The sequence below is a fragment of the Streptococcus cuniculipharyngis genome, from assembly GCF_007859195.1.
Classification (GTDB): Bacteria; Bacillota; Bacilli; order Lactobacillales; family Streptococcaceae; genus Streptococcus; species Streptococcus cuniculipharyngis.
The window spans coordinates 1-18,351 of the sequence record NZ_VOHL01000006.1; the positions used below are offsets into that span (position 1 = coordinate 1).

The window sequence follows — 18,351 nt, forward strand, 5'->3', positions numbered from 1 at the left end:
CCTACCGCAAGGTAAGTAAATCAAATACTTCTTTCGTTGATGAAGAAGGTAACCCACTTGCGCCGCAAGAGGACGGTAAACAACCAAGCAAGACCATCTCAGGTTATGAAATCGTGTCAAGCACGACAGATGAGAATGGTAATGTGGTCCACACTTACCGCAAGGTAGCGAAGAAGACCACGTCATTTGTAGATGAGAATGGTAACCCACTTGCACCGCAAGAGGACGGTAAACAACCAAGCAAGACCATCTCAGGTTATGAAATCGTGTCAAGCACGACAGATGAGAATGGCAATGTGGTCCACACTTACCGTAAGGTAGCGAAGAAGACCACGTCATTTGTAGATGAGAACGGCAACCCAATCGTACCAAACGAGGAAGGTAACCAACCATCGAAAGACTTGCCAGAGTACGAGCTAGTATCAAGCACAACTGACGAAAATGGTAACACTGTTCACACTTACCGTAAGGTAGCGAAGAAGACCACGTCATTTGTAGATGAGAATGGCAACCCAATCGTACCAAACGAGGAAGGTAACCAACCATCGAAAGACTTGCCAGAGTACGAGCTGGTATCAAGCACAACTGATGAGAATGGTAACACTGTTCATACCTACCGTAAGGTTTCTAAACCATCAACACGCTTCGTTGATGAAGAAGGTAACCCACTTGCACCGCAAGAGGACGGTAAACAACCAAGCAAGACCATCTCAGGTTATGAAATCGTGTCAAGCACGACAGATGAGAATGGCAATGTGGTCCACACTTACCGCAAGGTGATTACTCCAGAAGCTCCACAAGAGCCAGTGAAACCAAGTCAGCCAGCTAAGGTTGAGCAACCGGTTAAACCAGTTGCACCAAGTCAACCTGCTGCACCGGCCAAAGCTGTTGAGGCGGCAAATCCGCAACCAGCAGAACCGACAGCACCTAAGACTGAGAACAAGCTAACAGTCTTACCAAATACTGGTACAGAAAGTACAACCACAGCAACTGCTGTTGGCGTTGGCATGATTCTTGCGTCACTTGGCCTAGTAGGCAAACGTCGTCGTAAAGAGGACTAAGCAGACCTGTCTCAATTGATAGATGACCAATCAATGAGATAAGAAAATCCCCTCCCTAAATTAGGGAGGGGATTTTTAGTATATGGTGGAAATTTATAGTTGACAAAGACCAGGAATCTTTTTAGAATGGACATAGTACAGGAGGTAGAAAGATGACAGAAACACAAGAGGAATTAAAAAAGCGACTAGGCTTTTTAGCCTATGAGGTTACTCAGAATGGTGCGACGGAGCATGCTTTTACTGGGAAGTATGATAATTTTTTTGAGAAGGGGCTATATGTTGATGTGGTCAGTGGAGAACCCTTGTTTTCGTCGTTAAATAAATACCAGTCTGGCTGTGGCTGGCCTGCCTTTACTAAACCGATTAATAATCGTTTCGTAACTAACCATGAAGATCTATCTCATCATATGCGGCGAATTGAGGTGAGGAGTCGTCAAGCCCAGTCGCATTTAGGACATGTCTTCAATGATGGTCCTCTTGCTGAGGGTGGTTTGCGTTATTGTATTAATTCGGCTGCTCTAGACTTTATTCCTTATGACCAGTTAGAGGAACGAGGCTACGGGGATTACAAGGCTATCTTTGATCAGGAGGAGTAATCGTGGCAAATATTCTTGATTATTTGACAGAACATGGGCAGTCCTCTTTTAATGACATTTCCCTGAATCATATTGATATGCTCATTTTAAATGAAATCGCCTACCTCCCCTTGGGAGAGGGTAAGGATTTGACCAGTGAGTCTACTTTGGTCACTTGGGGAGAGGAGCTATTAGCCCATGACTTGGATTTCTTGGTAACGGCAGAGCGGTTGGAATTATTGAAGGCGGTTTTGGCCAGTGCACGCTTTTCGGACTTGCAGCTAAAAGCCTATGTCAATGAAATTGACCCCACCTTTGATAAACAATTTGCTGCAGCTCTTTTTTACTTACCGGCTTTAGACTATTACCAGCTGGTTTTTCGCGGGACAGATGATAGCCTAGTGGGCTGGAAGGAAGACTTCAACATGACCTATATGAGCGAAATTCCAGCTCAGAGACGGGCGGTAGCCTTTTTGACTGATGTCCTAGGGCAACTACCAGGCACTCTCGTGGTGACAGGTCATTCTAAAGGGGGTAATCTAGCCGTCTATGCAAGTAGTTTTATTGCAGCGGCTGATCAAGATAGGATTAAGGCAGTTTATGCTTTTGATGCACCAGGAGTTCATGAACGTGTTTTAGCTAGCCCAGGCTATGAACGGATTAAATCTAAGATTGTTGCCATACGACCACAGGATTCGATTGTCGGTGTGATGTTGGAAAGTGACAGGGATCCTGTGATTATTGCTAGTGATAAGCGGGGATTGGAGCAGCATAATGTTATTCATTGGCAGACCGATGGTTATGGCTTGCTTTTAGTAGAGGAGGGAACCAAGACTAGCCAAATTTTAGAGCAGACCTTTAAATCATGGACCCAGGAACTCGGAGGTCAGGAATTAAAAGTCTTGGTTAATCTTGTGTTTGATGTCTTTGCCGAGGTTGGTATTGATAGCTTGAATGATTTACAGGAGAATTTCCCTCAAAAATTAACAGGCGTTTTATCAGCCTTTTCTAACCTACCGAGTCAGCAAAGAGAAATGATGAACCAGTCAGTTAATGTTTTTTTCAAACACTTGTTGCAGTTTCGATTTCAACAACTGACAGGAGATTTGGACCAAAAATTAGCGGGTTTTAACGCCAAACTCAAATCATTAGGGGAGACTGATCCATCAAGCAAGACATAAGCTTGCTAAAGGTCGATTAGGTTTTGGAGCTAGTCTGGGCTGATAGTCAGACTGGCCCTTTTTTGTTATAATAAAGCAAAAGAGAGGTTAATTGCTCATGATGATAGAAAGAAACAAGGGGTAATTGGGATGTTGGAAAACTTAGACGCCTTGGCCTTGGCGCAAAAAGTTAAGGACAAGGACCTTTCTCCTAAGGAATTAGTGGAGTGGGGCATCAAGCAAATTGAAGGCTTAAATCCTTATGTCAATGCCGTGACTAGCAAACGTTATGACAAGGCTTTAGCAGAAGCAGAAACGAGGGACTTTTCAGGTCAACCGTTTGGAGGAGTTCCCCTTTTATTGAAGGATTTGGGGCAGGAGCAGCTTGGAGAGCCGGCTAACTCAGGCTCTAAGCTTTTTACCAATTATCGGGCTCGGATTTCAGATAATTTTGTCAGAGCCTTGGAGAGCTTGGGCTTTATTGTTTTAGGACGGACCAATGTTCCAGAATTTGGTTTTAAAAATATTAGTGACAGCCAGCAATACGGAGCTGTCAACCTCCCCTTTGATCGGTCGCGTAATGCGGGTGGTTCAAGTGGTGGAGCTGCGGCAGCCGTATCCTCTGGTATGCTTCCCCTAGCGACAGCTAGTGATGGTGGTGGCTCTATCCGAATTCCGGCCTCTTTTAATGGCCTGATTGGCTTGAAACCTAGTCGAGGGAGGATGCCTGTTGGGCCGATTGGTTTTCGTGGCTGGCAGGGCCTCTCATCGCATTTTGCCCTGACCAAATCTGTCCGTGATACCAGGGCCTTGCTAGCAGGCATGCAGGTTTGTCAACTAGAGAGTCCCTTTGTTCTTCCTTTATTATCTAGCCGTCAGCTAGAAAGCCCTTTACGAAAAAAACTGCGAATTGGGGTCCAAATGACTTCGCCCGTAGGGACACCGGTTTCAAAAGATGCTCAAGCAGCTGTCAAACGGGCTTGTCAATTTTTGACTGATCAAGGTCATCAAGTGAGTGAGGTGTCAGCCCTGCCTCTGGATGGTTGGGAGGCCATCAAAACCTACTACCTGATGAACAGTGTTGAAACAGCTGCTATGTTTGATGAGATTTCGGTTCAGTTGGGGAGGTCAATGACCATAGCTGATATGGAGCTGATGACTTGGGCTCTTTACCAAAGTGGCCAAAAGGTAGCAGCTAAAGATTATACCAAGGCTATTCAGAAATGGGATACTTACAGTCATGTCATGGCAGAATACCATCAGGAGTTTGACCTCTTATTATCTCCGGCAACAGCTGATGTTGCGCCTAAACATGGTCAGCTGCAGCTAGATGAAGACTTGAGAGAAAAATTACTTCATATTTCAGACTATGGAGTGAGTGAGCAGCAAGATCTACTTTTGGAAATGTTTAAACCTGGTTTAAGCCTGACTCCTTTTAATCAGTTAGCCAATCAAACTGGTCAGCCCTCCATTAGTCTTCCTCTTTATCAAACAACAGCAGGGCTTCCTTTGGGAGTGCAGTTTACGGCTGCCAAGGGCCGAGAGGATCTCTTGTTGGCCCTAGCGCAGGACTTTGAGACCGCGGGGCAGTTTGTCCAACCCCGCCCTGTTTTTGAGAGAAAGGAAGACGTGTGAGTAAATTTATTGATATCCCACTCATGATAGATAGCTTTGGCTTTGTGATTTCGGGACTGCCTTATACCTTGGGAATTTCCTTGTTCAGTTTTGTTTTTGGTCTGGGCTTAGGACTTGTGGTTGCCCTGATGCGCTTATCGGGGAAGTTTTACTTGACCCTTCCTGCTCAGGTATTTGTCTCTCTGTTACGGGGAGTACCGATGATTGTGGTTCTCTTTGTCCTTTATTTTGGTCTACCACATTATGGCATTCAATTATCGGCCTTGCTTTGTGCCCTAATTGATTTTAGTGTGGTGTCATCTGCCTACATGTCAGAAATTTTTCGCTCCGCCATTGGGGCAGTTGATCAGGGCCAATGGGAGGCAGCAAGGGCCTTAGGGTTACCTGAGCACAAGGTATTAAGGGCTATCATTTTGCCCCAAGCCATGAGAATTGCCCTCCCTCCTTTGGGAAATGTGATTATTGACATGGTTAAGAGTTCTTCGCTGGTGGCCATGATTACTGTTCCAGATATTTTTCAAAATGCTAAGATTATCGGGGGCTCCAAGTGGGATTACATGTCCATGTACATGTTAGTTGGTTTGATTTATTGGTCCTTGACCTTTCTACTGGAACGTGGGCAAAGTATGTTAGAAAAGCGGCTTGGTTTAGGCCGTTAATAGAGAAGATTGAGAGGAATTGATGATGGAACACTCCACATGGCATAACTTAATCAAGGCAGAATTACCAGCTGGCTATTTTCAAGGCATCAACCAATTCATGAATCAAGTCTATCAGACAGGGATTGTTTATCCCCCACGTGAAAAGGTTTTTCGAGCCCTCCAGATGACCCCTTATGAGGCGGTAAAAGTCGTTATCTTAGGTCAGGATCCCTACCATGGTCCCCATCAGGCCCAAGGCCTGTCTTTTTCAGTTCCCAATGACTTACCCGCCCCTCCCTCTCTACAAAATATTCTCAAGGAACTGGCAACAGATTTGGGTGAACGATCCGGTCATGACCTGACCCCTTGGGCTAAAGAAGGCGTTCTATTATTGAACGCTTGTTTGACCGTGCCTCAACATCAGGCTAATGGTCATGCTGGGCAGATTTGGGAGCCTTTTACAGATGCTATCATTAAGGTGATTAATCAAAAAGACAGCCCTGTGGTCTTTATCCTTTGGGGGAGCTATGCCAGACGAAAGAAAACCTTAATTACCAATCCCCATCACCTGATTATCGAATCAGCTCATCCCAGTCCCTTATCGGCCTATCGTGGTTTTTTTGGTTCTCGTCCATTTTCACGAACTAATGCCTTTTTGAAGGCGGCAGGTCTTTCGGAAATCAATTGGTTAAATTAGCCATAAAAAGGACTTTCTCTTGACAGATGACTTCCGTTTTTGATATGATGAAAGCGTATAACGATTTATAAGGAGTAAAAGTCCATGGATAAAAAGCGAATGATACCTCTCTTGTCAAGTTTGGTCTTATCGGCAGCGGTTTTGACAAATCCTGCCTATGCAGAAGAACAGGTAACAGAATCAAGTCCAGCACCAAGCACTAGTGCTAGTCTGGTTACCGAAGAAAGTAGTCCTCAGCCAGAGCTTGAGTCAAGTCAGAGCCAAGACCTACTTGTGCCAGCGACAACAGAACTAGAGACAGAGACAGAAACAGAAACAGATTCTTCGGCAGTGGTAGCCGAGCCAGTAAGCCCTACTGAAGAATCCCTAGCAGTAAGTAATCGCTCAGTAGCCCCTAGTGAGTCTGCTACAGTTGAGTCAGAGCCAGCGGTCAGTCCAGTGGCGACTGCAGAAGCTAGCCCACTAGTTACCGCTCCTGTCACAGCCGAGTCATCAGTCAAGGATATTACCATCTTGCATACTAATGATATGCACGGTAATATGGAAGAAGGACGGGGTGTACTGGGCATGGCCAAGTTAGCTACGGTAGTGGAAGAGAGCCGTAAACAGGGACCAACCCTCTTGTTGGATGGTGGAGATGCGCTTCAGGGCATGCCTATTACCAACAGTACCAAAGGTGAAGAAATGGTTGCCCTGATGAATCAAATTGGCTATGATGCCATGACAGTCGGCAACCATGAATTTGACTTTGGCTTGGATCAGTTAAAACGTTTCCAAGAACTCTTGAAGTTCCCAATCATTAGTTCAAACATCTATGTTGACGGTGTCCGTCTCTTGCAACCTTACACGATTATCGACAAGGATAAGACGGTAGTCGGGGATGAATTTGTGGTTATCGGGCTGACAACACCTGAAGCAAGCACCAAGACCCATCCGCGTAATATTCCTGGAGTGACTTTTACTGAGCCGATTGCCGAAGTGGAAAAAGTCATTGCTGAAGTGGAGGCTCGGGCACAGGCAGAAGGCAAGGTCTATCGCAATTATGTTGTCCTATCGCATTTAGGAATTGACCAAACGACCCTCCCACAATGGCAGGGGGGCAATTTAGCCAAGGCATTTTCTCAAAGCAAGCTCCTAGAAGGCAAACGCCTGATTGTGGTTGATGGGCACTCACATACCCTGGCAACAGCTAGCTATGGTGACTATGTGGTCTATGGCCAAACCGGTAACTACCTTAATAATGTCGGTAAAATTTTGGTATCAGCTGATAAGATGACGGCTAGCTCATTAACCTATGATGATTTGAAGTCTGTGACGCCAGATCCAGCAGTCGCAGCTAAGGTGGCACAGGTTAAGGCAGATTTTGAACAATTAAATTCAGAAGTCTTGGTAGCCAACAATCCTGTTGAGCTAGATGCTGATCGGATGAATGTTCGGGTACGTGAAACCAATATTGGTAACTTGATTACTGATGCGATTTTGACCTATGGTCAGACAGGTTTCAGCCATAAAACAAACTTGGCAGTGATGAATGGTGGTGGTATCCGTAAGACCTTAGAAAAAGGAAAACCAATCACCAAAGGTGGCACCATTGCCGTGTTACCATTTGGTAATTTCATTTCACAGATTGAAATGACGGGTCAAAGTATTTATGACATGTTTGTCAAATCACTGGGATCTGTTCTCCAAAGTAAGGGGGAAACTCAAGCCCCTGTTCTTGATGAAAATGGTCAACCTCTCCTAGAACCAAGTGGAGGCTTCCTCCATGTTGCCGGAGCGGAAGTTTATTATGACACGACCCTACCAGCTGAGGAGCGGATTTTAGCCATTTCAATTTATAACCCAGAGACAGGTGCCTATGAGCCAATTGATTTAGCAAAATCTTACTATCTAGCAACCAATGATTTCTTGGCAGCTGGCGGTGATGGTTACATCATGCTAGGCGGCGCCCGTGAAGAAGGTCCGTCACTGGATACTGTCTTTGCAGATTTCTTGCAAACCCAGGCCAAGACTCTTGATTGGTCACTTTACGAGAAAATCAATCCAAATTCACGCTTGATTTCTCTCTCTAAGGCAAGCTTTGAAAAATTATTGGAGGAGTTAGCCAAGGCAGAGCAAGAGGACCAAAAACTAGACTTGCCAAGCACGTCAGAGAATAAGGAGCTGACCTTAGACCAAGCTAGGCCATTGGTGCAAGCAGGGACAGCAACAGGTCAAGCGACTCAAGCCCAGACACTTGTGACAACCAAGATGACAAGCGGCAGACAAACGGTTGCTAAACCAGCGTCATTTGAAGTGACTAAGATTGCTAGCCTGGCTAATGATAAGAACCACAGCCTAACGAGTGATAAATTCCTGCCATTGACTGCTGGTAATCGGTCAATCATGGGTATTTTTGCCGGACTAGGGCTGATGATTCTTGGCTTGGTCGGTGTGCGGAAGAAAGAGGAATAAGTCCCCTTAAAGGACTAGACACTTGTCTAGTCTTTTTTGGCGACAAAAAAGCCGAGCAACTGCTCGGCTAGTTAAGGAAGATTTATTTTTTAGGGGCTTGTTTGGTTAGATTAAGCCCAAAGGGAACTAAATTTTCCTTCTTGTTTTTAATCCGTTTCATATTATCCTGATGACGCAGGAGAATCACGGTTGCCATCAAGCCAATGACCACTGAAAAAACAAGGTCATAGCTGGGGAGGATGATGCCAAGGGCGGGGAAAATGATGATTCCAACCAAGGCACAGATGGCAACGGAAATGCTAGCATAGGAAATCATGCTGGTCAAATAAAGCGTGGTTAAAAAAATGACCAGTAGATAAAGGAAAAATGATGGGGCAAAGCCGAGAATGACGCCAGCACTGGTCGCAACTGCCTTACCCCCCTTAAAATGAGCAAAGACAGGAAAGGTGTGACCTAAGACAGCCAAGAAACCGATGATGATAGGCGATAGCCAGCTGCCACCAAACCAAATAGGCAAGAGGGTTGCCAAGGTTCCCTTTAATAAATCAACTAACAAGGTGACTGTTCCGGCCTTTTTGCCGAGAATGCGAAAGGTGTTGGTAGTCCCTGTGTTACCACTGCCAAATTCACGCAGATTTTTACCATAAATAGAATGACCAATCCAAAGACCAGTCGGAATGGAGCCTAATAAATAGGCAATCAAAAGATAAATCAAGGTAGTCATATTGCCATTATACCACATAAATCAGGAAAAAATGTAGAATTCCTTTGCAAAAACGCCTAAAAACTTGTAAGATAGGGGAGTATGAAAAATTTGGAGGTCAAGATGGCTAAGGAAGTAACGAGAACAACTTATAATGATGATGCCATTCAGGTCCTAGAAGGCTTGGAAGCGGTCCGCAAGCGACCAGGTATGTACATCGGTTCAACGGATGGGGCTGGCCTGCACCACTTGGTCTGGGAAATTGTTGATAATGCGGTGGACGAGGCCCTATCAGGCTTTGGTCGGGAGATTCGAGTCACCATTCATGCTGATGGTTCTCTTAGTGTGGCTGACCAAGGACGAGGCATGCCTGTTGGCTTACACGCGCGTGGGATTCCCACAGTAGAAGTCATCTTTACCGTCCTCCATGCCGGGGGGAAATTTGGTCAAGGTGGCTACAAGACCTCAGGGGGCTTGCACGGGGTTGGGTCGTCAGTTGTCAATGCCCTCTCTAGCTGGCTGGAAGTGGAAATCACCCGAGATGGGGCCATCTACCGCCAACGCTTTGAAAAGGGGGGGCAGCCTGTCACGACCTTGGAAAAGATTGGCACAGCAGCCAAGTCCAAATCAGGGACCACCGTCCGTTTTCTACCAGACGCCAGTATTTTTTCCACGACTCAGTTTAAATTTAATACCATTGCTGAGCGCTTGAAGGAGTCAGCCTTTCTCTTAAAAGATGTGACCATGGTCTTGACCGATGAAAGAAGTGGTCAGACAGAACACTTCCATTATGAAAATGGGGTAGAAGACTTTGTAGCCTACCTCAACGAGGACAAGGAAACCTTGACCCCTGTTGTTGCTATCGAAGGCAGTCAATCAGACTTTCAGCTCTCCATCGCCCTCCAATATCATGATGGCTTTTCAGATCATATCCTCTCCTTTGTTAATAATGTCCGCACCAAGGATGGCGGTAGCCATGAAACGGGTTTTAAGACGGCCATTACCAAGGTCATGAATGACTATGCCCGTAAGACTGGTCTGCTCAAGGAAAAAGATAAGAACCTAGAGGGGTCGGACTACCGTGAGGGCCTGTCTGCGGTCTTATCCATCCTGGTCCCAGAAGAACACTTACAGTTTGAAGGGCAAACCAAGGATAAGTTGGGGAGCCCTCTGGCTCGTCCAGTGGTGGAGAGCATTGTTTCAGACAAGCTGACCTTCTTTCTCATGGAAAATGGTGAACTAGCAGCCAATCTCATCCGCAAGGCCATCAAGGCGCGTGATGCCAGAGAAGCCGCTCGTAAGGCCCGTGACGATAGCCGCAATGGCAAGAAAAATAAAAAAGACAAGGGCCTTTTATCTGGCAAATTGACACCGGCCCAGTCTAAGAACCCTCAAAAAAATGAACTCTATCTGGTTGAGGGGGATTCGGCTGGTGGCTCAGCCAAGCAAGGACGAGACCGCAAGTTTCAGGCTATCTTGCCCCTCAGAGGTAAGGTTTTAAATACAGAGAAGGCCAAGATGGCAGATATCCTTAAAAACGAAGAAATCAATACCATGATTTATACCATCGGTGCCGGTGTCGGGGCAGATTTCTCATTGGTGGATTGTCATTATGATAAGGTCATTATCATGACCGATGCTGACACGGACGGTGCCCATATTCAAACCCTACTTTTGACCTTTTTCTACCGTTATATGCGGCCCTTGGTTGAGGCAGGTCGGGTTTATATCGCTCTTCCCCCTCTTTACAAGATGAGCAAGGGCAAGGGGAAAAATGAGCAGATTGCCTATGCTTGGAGCGATGGTGAGTTGGCTGATTTGCGAAAAGACTTTGGCAAGGGAGCGACCCTCCAACGTTATAAGGGACTGGGCGAAATGAATGCTGACCAGCTCTGGGAAACAACCATGAACCCTGAGACGAGGACTTTAATTCGCGTGACGATTGAAGATCTAGCTCGGGCTGAGCGGCGCGTGTCTATCCTGATGGGTGACAAGCCTGCTCCTCGTCGCCAGTGGATTGAAGACAATGTCAAATTTACCTTGGAAGAAGCCAGTGTGTTTTAGGGAGTCAAGAAAGGGTGGTTTGAAACAGTGGTCTTGGCGGGATTAAGATGGCGCTAGCGCCTTGCCAGCCATCGTAAGGAAAAAAGAAAGGCTGTGAAGTAAAAAATGGTAAAAGTACAAAGTGTTGAACCAAATATTGCTGATTTAGTCAATAGCTGGTTAAAAAATTATCAGCTGGATTATAAGTTAGAACAAGAAACCTTAAATACCGAGATTGATAAGGCTCTTAATGACTATCATTCTAAGAGTGGTGGTAAGGGTGGCAATAGACCCGACGCAAAACTCTTGTTGCAAGATGAACAAGGCAATTATTTTCCTGTCTTAATCGAGTATAAGGGTTATAAGGACAAGTTAGTCAAGCTAACGACGACTGGTGAGGTGGATAATAGCACGGCTAAAAATGAGCCGCATTTTCAGAATATCAAGAATTACGCTGTCAATGGAGCCGTTCACTATGCCAATGCCCTTTTGCACTATACTAGCTACACTGATATTATTGCCATTGGTGTGACTGGCTACAAGGATCCTCAAGATAATCTAAATCATGCTATTGGTGTCTATTATGTTTCTAAGTCCAATCTAGGTATTGGTCAAAAAGTTGGCGACTTTACCGACCTCTCCTTTTTAGCTCCTACTAATTTTGAAGGTTTTGTAGAAACTATTCGTCATCTGAGCTTGAGCGAAGAAGAATTGGCACGTATTAAGGAAAAACGTGAACAGGAAATTGACGCTAGTTTGACCAAGCTCAATAATGACATCTACCAAAACGAAAAAGGCTTGGGGGAAAATGACCGTGTTTATTTAGTTGCGGCGTCAATCATTGCCACCTTGGGGATTCCAGGTAAGGTAACTCCTCTAGAAAAATCAGATCTTAAATCTCAACGAGAGACAGGAAATGATAGTGATGGACAAGTTCTTAAACGGAAAATTGAAAGTTTTTTGGAAGAAAAAGACTTGCCTAAGTCTAAGAAAAAATTGATTATTCGTACTTTGTCTAATACCATTTTGTCGGATAATATTAACAAGATTAAAAATGGTGAAAGTCAGTTGAAAAGGGTTTTTACCAAGATTGTGGATGACTTGGGGATTTACTACAAGATTGGGTTGACAACAGATTTTACTGGAAAACTATTCAACGAGATGTATTCATGGTTAGGTTTCTCACAAGATAAGTTAAATGATGTCGTGCTAACGCCTTCCTATGTTGCTACTTTTTTGGTGAAGCTAGCCCGTGTTAATAAGGATTCTTATGTCTGGGATTTTGCCACAGGTTCGGCGGGTCTCTTGGTCGCTGCCATGAATGAAATGCTTAATGATGCCAAGGAAAAGATTAGTTCGCCAGAAGAACTTCGTCAGAAAGAGTTATCCATTAAGGCAGAGCAGCTGTTAGGACTAGAGTTACTTTCTGGTGTTTATATGTTGGCTGTCCTTAACATGATTTTGATGGGTGATGGTAGTTCTAACATTTTGAATAAAAATTCTTTGACAGAATTTAATGGTAATTATGGCTTTGGTAAAGAGGGAGAAAAATTTCCTGCGGATGCCTTTATTCTCAATCCTCCGTATTCGGCAGAAGGCAATGGCATGATTTTTGTTAAAAAGGCCTTGTCTATGATGACCAAGGGCTATGCTTCTGTCATTGTTCAGGATTCTGTTGGTAAAAATGGGCAAGAGATTAGGAAGGCAATTCTTGAGAAAAACACTTTATTAGCTTCGATAAAAATGCCAGTGGATGTCTTTATCGGAAAGTCTGGTGTACAGACGTCTATTTATGTTTTCAAAGTTGGTGAAAGTCATGATGTGAAGCAACCTGTTCGTTTTATTGATTTACGCAATGATGGTTATAAGCGAGCTAGTCGTAAGAAAACAAAGGCGAGTAATAACTTACGCGATGTTGATAATGCCGCAGGTCGTTATGCAGAAGTTGTTGATTTAGTCAAGTATGGAGCGAGTTATTTGCACATTCTGACCACTGATGAATTTATTGAAGACCCCATTACTCTAGATGAAGAAAAAATTGGACTGGATTGGAATTTTGAACATCATCAAAAGATTGATACCAAACCAACCTTGGATGATTTCAAAAAAACAGTTGCTGATTATCTCTCATGGGAAGTCACTCAACTACTCCAACAAAAGGGGGAAGATGTTGCAAAAAAGCCATAAATCCAGCTTTGCAGAAGTTAGACGATGACTTCATAAAGGCTGGGGGAGAGTGGAAAAAGATAGCAATTGAGACCCTCTTTGAAAAAATACCGACTAAGAAATTACCATATAAAGCGAGGGACTTAAAAAATAAACATGACGAAGTTTATTGTTTACCTGCTTTAACAGCTGGTGTGGAAAATCAAGGATTAGCTTATTATGTACCAGTAGAAAATGCAACAATTTTGAAAAATTGTATTAGCGTATCAGCCAATGGTGCTAATACAGGAGTAATGTATTATCAATCTAAGGAATTTACAGTCCTACAGGATGCCTATGCAATACGTTTTAAGGAAAAAGAGCTATCTGAGTTGGCTTACTTATACTTTGTCGGTGTATTGCAAAAGGCAATAAGATACCGTTATAATTGGTCAAATAAAGCCGGTTGGGAACGTATTAAATCAGTGGAAATCACAGTACCTTATGTAAAAAATGAGTTGGCATTTTCATATATGGAAACCTATATAAAGACGCTCGAGGCTGAACGCATCGAGACGCTCGAGGCTTATCTAACAGTCACTGGACTAAAAGATTATCACTTAACAGAAAAAGATGAAAAAATACTTGACAAGTTCGTCAAACTCTCCGATACTAAGAGTAGAGTAGAGTATTTGGGTACTTATGCTTTCAAAAGTATTTTTAACATTTATACAGGACAAGATGTTATTATTGGAAGAACAGAAAAAGGGAATATTCCTTTGGTCAGTCATCAACATCAAAATAATGGAATTTCGGTTTACATTAAACAGTTGTCCAATCGTCAGTTATTTGGTTATAAGGAAACTTTAGCTTTAGCAGATAGAGGTGTGTTTTTAGCAACAACACAGGCTAATGATTTTTATATTGGAACGAGGGTCAAAGCCTTACAATTTAAGGATGGAGACCAAACAAGCGAGGTTCGCTTGTTTGTGACGACAGCTATCAATAAATTACAAATTCTATTTACAGAGTACTCAGTCAATGCTACTAATAAACTACCTGATTTACAGTTTCAATTACCTGTTAAAAATGGGGAAATAGATTATACTTTTATGTTCGACTTTATCCGTGTAATTGAAAAATTAGTCATCAAAGACTTGGTCGAATGGACGGATAAGAAGATTGAAGCAACCAAGGAAGTGGTTGCTAGTCACTAATCAATAATTAAACCTTTTTTCTTAGTTTTACCTTTCTTTTACGAATGATAAGATAAGGAACCAATCATCTCATTTAGTTCTTTGCTGGTGAAATTAATGATTAAGGCTGTCTAACCAAGTAGTTGGGAGTGACTAATTTTTAGCCATCCTCTCCCTGATGGTCGGACAAGTCGATAAAATATAAAAAAAGCCAGCGAGCGGGTTAGGCAGGTCAAAAAATTTTTTATTGGCTTGTCCGACCCACTCCGAGTAGGTGATAAAAATTTTATCAGATTCATCAAGGAGGCTTCTATGAAAAAAGTTTATCGTGTGACTGGTATGTCCCCGGCAGCCTTGGACAGCAAGGCCCTGTATCAGCTGATCAAGGAATCGCATGATGCCATTGCTAAATTTACCAAGGCTCATAAAACGGAACTGCTCTATGTCAGTAAAAACACTCGCCTGTCAACCTTGTTAGACCAGTTTGACGATGGTCTACATGTCAATCGGTCGAGTAGAGTTACCAAAAAACTAGAAGCGGCAGACAATGAGCGCAAGGATGCCCTAGTCACCTTGTTTTCCTTAATTCGGGCCTTTGCTAGAAGCAAGGATAGCAATAGTCAAGCTGCTTATCAAGACCTCACTCCCCTACTAAAAAATTACCAAAAATTAACCCAGCTCAGCTATGAAAAACGAACCGAGAGTATCAATCACCTCTTGGCTCAACTGGCCTCAGTGACCTATCAGTCGGCTCTGACCCAATTCCACCTATCCCCACATGTGGAACAATTAAAGGCAGTCCAGAATCGTTTTGCTCGTCTTTATCAGGAGCGGCTGACAGAGCAGACGAGCTTTGTGCCTAGTCAAAATCGGCAATTAAAGGTAGAATTGATTGAGACTTACGAGTTTTTGGTTGACTTTACAGCACTCAATGCCTATGCTTATCCAGAAAAAGCCTACTTTGCCCAACTTCGTGACCAGCTTAATGCTATTCGGAGCCGGTATAGAAAACGTAAAGGTAAAAAGGCTCCGACGGTTATTGCCGACCTGGCAGTCACAACTACCAGTAACCAAGCTGAAGTGATCTAGACCTTAACAATGAAAGAATAAAGGAAACGTATGGAAAGTAAGACAATTCTAGCCACTGTTTCTTTGACACCCTTGACTTATACGGAGTTTGGTCAAGTATTAGATGCCAAAGAATCAAGACAGGCAATGACCGTTTACCGGATAATGGATAAACTGAAACATAAGGAAGAAACTTATGACAATACCTTATCTTCTCTCCCTTTTTCTTTGGAGGCGTCATGGAAAAAAGATGGGGTGTCTTGGGTTAGATTTGATGCCCTAAATGGTTACTATCTTGTTCTGTCTCATCTTGACGACCAAGTAACGGAATTTGACCTACCAGACGATCTCAAAGAACATATTGCCCAGAAAAAACCAGTCATGGTGACCTTAGCCCTTTAGAAAGGAACCCAATCAGTCCCAACATACGATAGTGGACGATGTGTATAATCTTATGACCAACATTCAAAACATGTCCTTGGAGGACATCATGGGGGAGCGTTTTGGACGTTACTCCAAATACATTATTCAGGAGCGGGCCTTGCCAGACATTCGTGATGGTCTCAAGCCCGTGCAACGGCGGATTCTTTATTCGATGAATAAGGACGGCAATACCTTTGACAAGGGCTATCGGAAATCAGCCAAGTCAGTGGGAAATGTCATGGGGAATTTCCATCCTCACGGTGATTCGTCCATCTATGAGGCCATGGTACGCATGAGTCAGGACTGGAAAAACCGAGAAATTCTGGTGGAAATGCACGGAAATAATGGTTCTATGGACGGAGACCCGCCGGCGGCCATGCGTTATACCGAGGCTCGGCTGTCAGAGATGGCAGGTTATCTCTTGCAGGACATTGATAAAAAGACCGTTCCTTTTGCTTGGAACTTTGACGATACCGAGAAGGAGCCTACGGTCCTACCAGCTGCCTTTCCAAATCTTTTGGTCAATGGAGCAACAGGTATTTCGGCCGGTTATGCTACGGATATTCCCCCCCATAATCTGACGGAGGTGGTTGATGCGGTGGTACACTTGATTGACCACCCCAAGGCTAGTCTGGATAAGCTCATGGAGTTTCTTCCTGGGCCTGATTTTCCAACAGGTGGCTTGATTCAAGGAACTGAAGACCTGAAAAAAGCTTATGAAACAGGTAAGGGACGCTTGGTACTGCGTAGTCGGACAAGCATTGAGCCCCTTAAGGCAGGCAAGGAGCAAATCGTCATTACCGAACTCCCCTATGAGGTCAACAAGGCAAATCTAGTTAAGAAAATTGATGAGGTTAGGGTCAATAACAAGGTGCCTGGCATTGCCGAGGTCCGAGATGAGTCAGACCGCGCCGGCCTACGCATTGCGGTAGAATTGAAAAAGGATGCGGACAGCCAGACCATTCTCAACTATCTCTTTAAGTACACGGACTTACAGATTAACTATAATTTCAACATGGTGGCCATCGACCATTACACGCCGCGGCAGGTTGGTTTGATTAAAATCCTCTCTAGCTACATTGCCCACCGCAAGGAGATTATTATTGCCCGGTCACGTTTTGATAAGGAAAAGGCGGAAAAACGGCTTCATATCGTGGAGGGCTTGATTCGTGTCTTGTCAATTCTCGATGAAGTCATTGCCCTGATTCGGGCCAGTGAGAACAAGGCTGACGCCAAGGAAAACCTCAAGGTCAGCTATGACTTTACAGAAGAGCAGGCTGAGGCCATTGTGACCCTACAACTTTACCGCTTGACCAATACCGACATTGTGACCTTACAGGAGGAAGAAGAGCGTCTGCGACAGGAGATTCAATACCTGTCTGCCATTATCGGAGATGAAAAGACCCTGTATCAGGTCATGAAAAAAGAACTGCGAGAGGTCAAGAAACGGTTTGGCAATCCTAGACGAACAGAATTAAGGGCAGAAGAAGCTCATATTGAGATTGACAGCAAGAGCTTGATTGTGGCAGAGGACACCTATGTTAGTGTGACCAAGGCTGGCTATATCAAACGAACCAGTCCACGCTCCTTCTCCGCTTCAACCCTTACTGAGGTAGGCAAGCGCGATGATGACTACCTGATCTTCTTAGCCCAGGCTAAGACCACCCAACAACTACTCATCTTTACCAACCTTGGGAATGTCATCTATCGCCCGGTCCATGAATTGGTTGATAGTCGCTGGAAAGATATCGGAGAGCACTTGTCACAAACCATCAGTAACTTTTCTGCTGATGAGGAGGTTGTCTTTGTTGACTTGTTAGACCAGTTGAGAGACGGTCTTTACCTGGCAGCTAGCCAGTCGGGCCAGATTAAACGCTTTGAGCAAAAAGAGTTAGGTCCTTGGCGAACCTATCGGTCCAAGTCTCTGACCTTTATGAAATTGAAAGCGGCTGGCGACCGAGTCTTGACTGTGGCTCCTGTTCAGTTGGAGGAGGTCATGCTAGTGACCCAGTTGGGTTATGCTCTGCGGTTTGAAAATAGCGAAGTGCCGGTAGTCGGTCTGAAAGCGGCTGGGGTTAAGGCGGTTAATTTGAAGGCAGATGATTTGGTCCAGGCCGTCTTTACTGTCCAAAGTGATTCCTTCTATCTCTTGACCCAAAGGGGAAGCCTGAAGCGAGTGGCGGTGGATCAGTTGCCGGTTACTGGTCGGGCCAAACGAGGCCTTCAAGTTCTCCGGGAATTGAAAACCAAGCCCCACCGAGTTTATCTAGCGGGTAATGTCTTGGCTGGACCGCAACAGTTACAGGTCGTGTCACAGGCAGGCCAAACCTACACGGTGGACTTGACCAGTCTCTCCCTGTCAGAGCGGACCAGCAATGGTAGCTTTATTGCAGATAGCATGAGCAGTGACCAAGTTATCAAGGCCTGGGAGGAGTTGTCTGGGTGAGAACAGGTCTTTGTTAGCGACCACATGTTACCCAAGTTGGTTTGACTGTCCATTGCTAAGTGTCGGGAAGTTTGCTCTTGCAAGCTTCCTTGTTTTTGTGTAAA

General features: G+C 44.4%; 14 protein-coding genes. 13 read left to right on the forward strand and 1 reads right to left on the reverse strand.

What is annotated here, in order from left to right; translation table 11 throughout:
* The 7 genes from FRX57_RS06295 to FRX57_RS06325 all read left to right on the forward strand — a co-directional run.
* Positions 1 to 1,061 (forward strand): MucBP domain-containing protein (locus FRX57_RS06295; protein ID WP_146567778.1); only part of this gene is annotated, 1,061 nt, incomplete at its 5' end.
* A 152-nt stretch (positions 1,062 to 1,213) separates the two neighbouring features.
* Positions 1,214 to 1,657 (forward strand): peptide-methionine (R)-S-oxide reductase MsrB, encoded by a 444-nt coding sequence (gene msrB, locus FRX57_RS06300; protein ID WP_146567780.1) that lies wholly within the window; start codon positions 1,214 to 1,216, stop codon positions 1,655 to 1,657.
* Positions 1,658 to 1,659: 2 nt separating this feature from the next.
* A complete protein-coding gene (locus FRX57_RS06305) occupies positions 1,660 to 2,817 on the forward strand; it encodes an Mbeg1-like protein (protein WP_146567782.1) in 1,158 nt (385 codons plus the stop codon).
* 132 nt (positions 2,818 to 2,949) lie between these two features.
* Complete coding sequence (locus FRX57_RS06310) at positions 2,950 to 4,431, forward strand: amidase (protein WP_146567902.1); 1,482 nt, start codon at positions 2,950 to 2,952, stop codon at positions 4,429 to 4,431.
* A gap of 23 nt (positions 4,432 to 4,454) precedes the next feature.
* Positions 4,455 to 5,090: an amino acid ABC transporter permease gene (locus tag FRX57_RS06315; protein ID WP_146567904.1), complete on the forward strand. Its 636-nt coding sequence runs from the start codon at positions 4,455 to 4,457 to the stop codon at positions 5,088 to 5,090.
* A gap of 25 nt (positions 5,091 to 5,115) precedes the next feature.
* Complete coding sequence (locus FRX57_RS06320; RefSeq protein ID WP_146567906.1) at positions 5,116 to 5,769, forward strand: uracil-DNA glycosylase; 654 nt, start codon at positions 5,116 to 5,118, stop codon at positions 5,767 to 5,769.
* An 84-nt stretch (positions 5,770 to 5,853) separates the two neighbouring features.
* The gene (locus tag FRX57_RS06325; protein WP_146567785.1) at positions 5,854 to 8,223 is read left to right on the forward strand and encodes a 5'-nucleotidase C-terminal domain-containing protein; all 2,370 of its coding nucleotides are present in this window, start codon (positions 5,854 to 5,856) and stop codon (positions 8,221 to 8,223) included.
* Between the two features lie 82 nt (positions 8,224 to 8,305).
* Here the strand turns inward: FRX57_RS06325 and plsY are convergent, their stop codons facing one another.
* On the reverse strand, positions 8,306 to 8,947 hold the full coding sequence (plsY, locus tag FRX57_RS06330; RefSeq protein ID WP_146567787.1) for a glycerol-3-phosphate 1-O-acyltransferase PlsY: 642 nt from the start codon (positions 8,945 to 8,947) through the stop codon (positions 8,306 to 8,308).
* A gap of 102 nt (positions 8,948 to 9,049) precedes the next feature.
* Here plsY and parE point away from each other — a divergent pair, with 102 nt between their 5' ends.
* The 6 genes from parE (at position 9,050) to parC (ending at position 18,247) form a co-directional block, all read left to right on the forward strand.
* Entirely contained in the window at positions 9,050 to 10,990 is a 1,941-nt protein-coding gene (gene parE, locus FRX57_RS06335; RefSeq protein ID WP_146567789.1) for a DNA topoisomerase IV subunit B, read from the forward strand.
* A 105-nt stretch (positions 10,991 to 11,095) separates the two neighbouring features.
* The gene (locus FRX57_RS06340) at positions 11,096 to 13,156 is read left to right on the forward strand and encodes an N-6 DNA methylase (RefSeq protein ID WP_146567791.1); all 2,061 of its coding nucleotides are present in this window, start codon (positions 11,096 to 11,098) and stop codon (positions 13,154 to 13,156) included.
* Positions 13,099 to 14,331 (forward strand): restriction endonuclease subunit S, encoded by a 1,233-nt coding sequence (locus FRX57_RS06345; RefSeq protein WP_146567793.1) that lies wholly within the window; start codon positions 13,099 to 13,101, stop codon positions 14,329 to 14,331. The genes FRX57_RS06340 and FRX57_RS06345 overlap by 58 nt, the downstream gene beginning before the upstream one ends.
* A 291-nt stretch (positions 14,332 to 14,622) precedes the next feature.
* Entirely contained in the window at positions 14,623 to 15,399 is a 777-nt protein-coding gene (locus tag FRX57_RS06350) for a DUF6261 family protein (RefSeq protein ID WP_146567795.1), read from the forward strand.
* Positions 15,400 to 15,429: 30 nt separating this feature from the next.
* Positions 15,430 to 15,780 carry a hypothetical protein gene (locus tag FRX57_RS06355; RefSeq protein WP_146567797.1) on the forward strand — a complete coding sequence of 117 codons (351 nt, stop codon included), beginning with the start codon at positions 15,430 to 15,432 and terminating at the stop codon, positions 15,778 to 15,780.
* A gap of 52 nt (positions 15,781 to 15,832) precedes the next feature.
* Positions 15,833 to 18,247, forward strand: a complete 2,415-nt coding sequence (parC, locus tag FRX57_RS06360; protein ID WP_146567799.1) for a DNA topoisomerase IV subunit A — start codon at positions 15,833 to 15,835, stop codon at positions 18,245 to 18,247.
* Positions 18,248 to 18,351 lie beyond the last annotated feature (104 nt).

What these genes read in the sequence shown, in the direction of transcription:
- msrB (WP_146567780.1), top strand. Translation starts at nt 1,214, where the DNA reads ATGACAGAAACACAAGAGGAATTAAAAAAGCGACTAGGCTTTTTAGCC.
- FRX57_RS06315 (WP_146567904.1), top strand. Translation starts at nt 4,455, where the DNA reads ATGATAGATAGCTTTGGCTTTGTGATTTCGGGACTGCCTTATACCTTG.
- FRX57_RS06320 (WP_146567906.1), top strand. Translation starts at nt 5,116, where the DNA reads ATGGAACACTCCACATGGCATAACTTAATCAAGGCAGAATTACCAGCT.
- FRX57_RS06325 (WP_146567785.1), top strand. Translation starts at nt 5,854, where the DNA reads ATGGATAAAAAGCGAATGATACCTCTCTTGTCAAGTTTGGTCTTATCG.
- plsY (WP_146567787.1), bottom strand. Translation starts at nt 8,947, where the DNA reads ATGACTACCTTGATTTATCTTTTGATTGCCTATTTATTAGGCTCCATT.
- parE (WP_146567789.1), top strand. Translation starts at nt 9,050, where the DNA reads ATGGCTAAGGAAGTAACGAGAACAACTTATAATGATGATGCCATTCAG.
- FRX57_RS06340 (WP_146567791.1), top strand. Translation starts at nt 11,096, where the DNA reads ATGGTAAAAGTACAAAGTGTTGAACCAAATATTGCTGATTTAGTCAAT.
- FRX57_RS06345 (WP_146567793.1), top strand. Translation starts at nt 13,099, where the DNA reads ATGGGAAGTCACTCAACTACTCCAACAAAAGGGGGAAGATGTTGCAAA.
- FRX57_RS06350 (WP_146567795.1), top strand. Translation starts at nt 14,623, where the DNA reads ATGAAAAAAGTTTATCGTGTGACTGGTATGTCCCCGGCAGCCTTGGAC.
- FRX57_RS06355 (WP_146567797.1), top strand. Translation starts at nt 15,430, where the DNA reads ATGGAAAGTAAGACAATTCTAGCCACTGTTTCTTTGACACCCTTGACT.
- parC (WP_146567799.1), top strand. Translation starts at nt 15,833, where the DNA reads ATGACCAACATTCAAAACATGTCCTTGGAGGACATCATGGGGGAGCGT.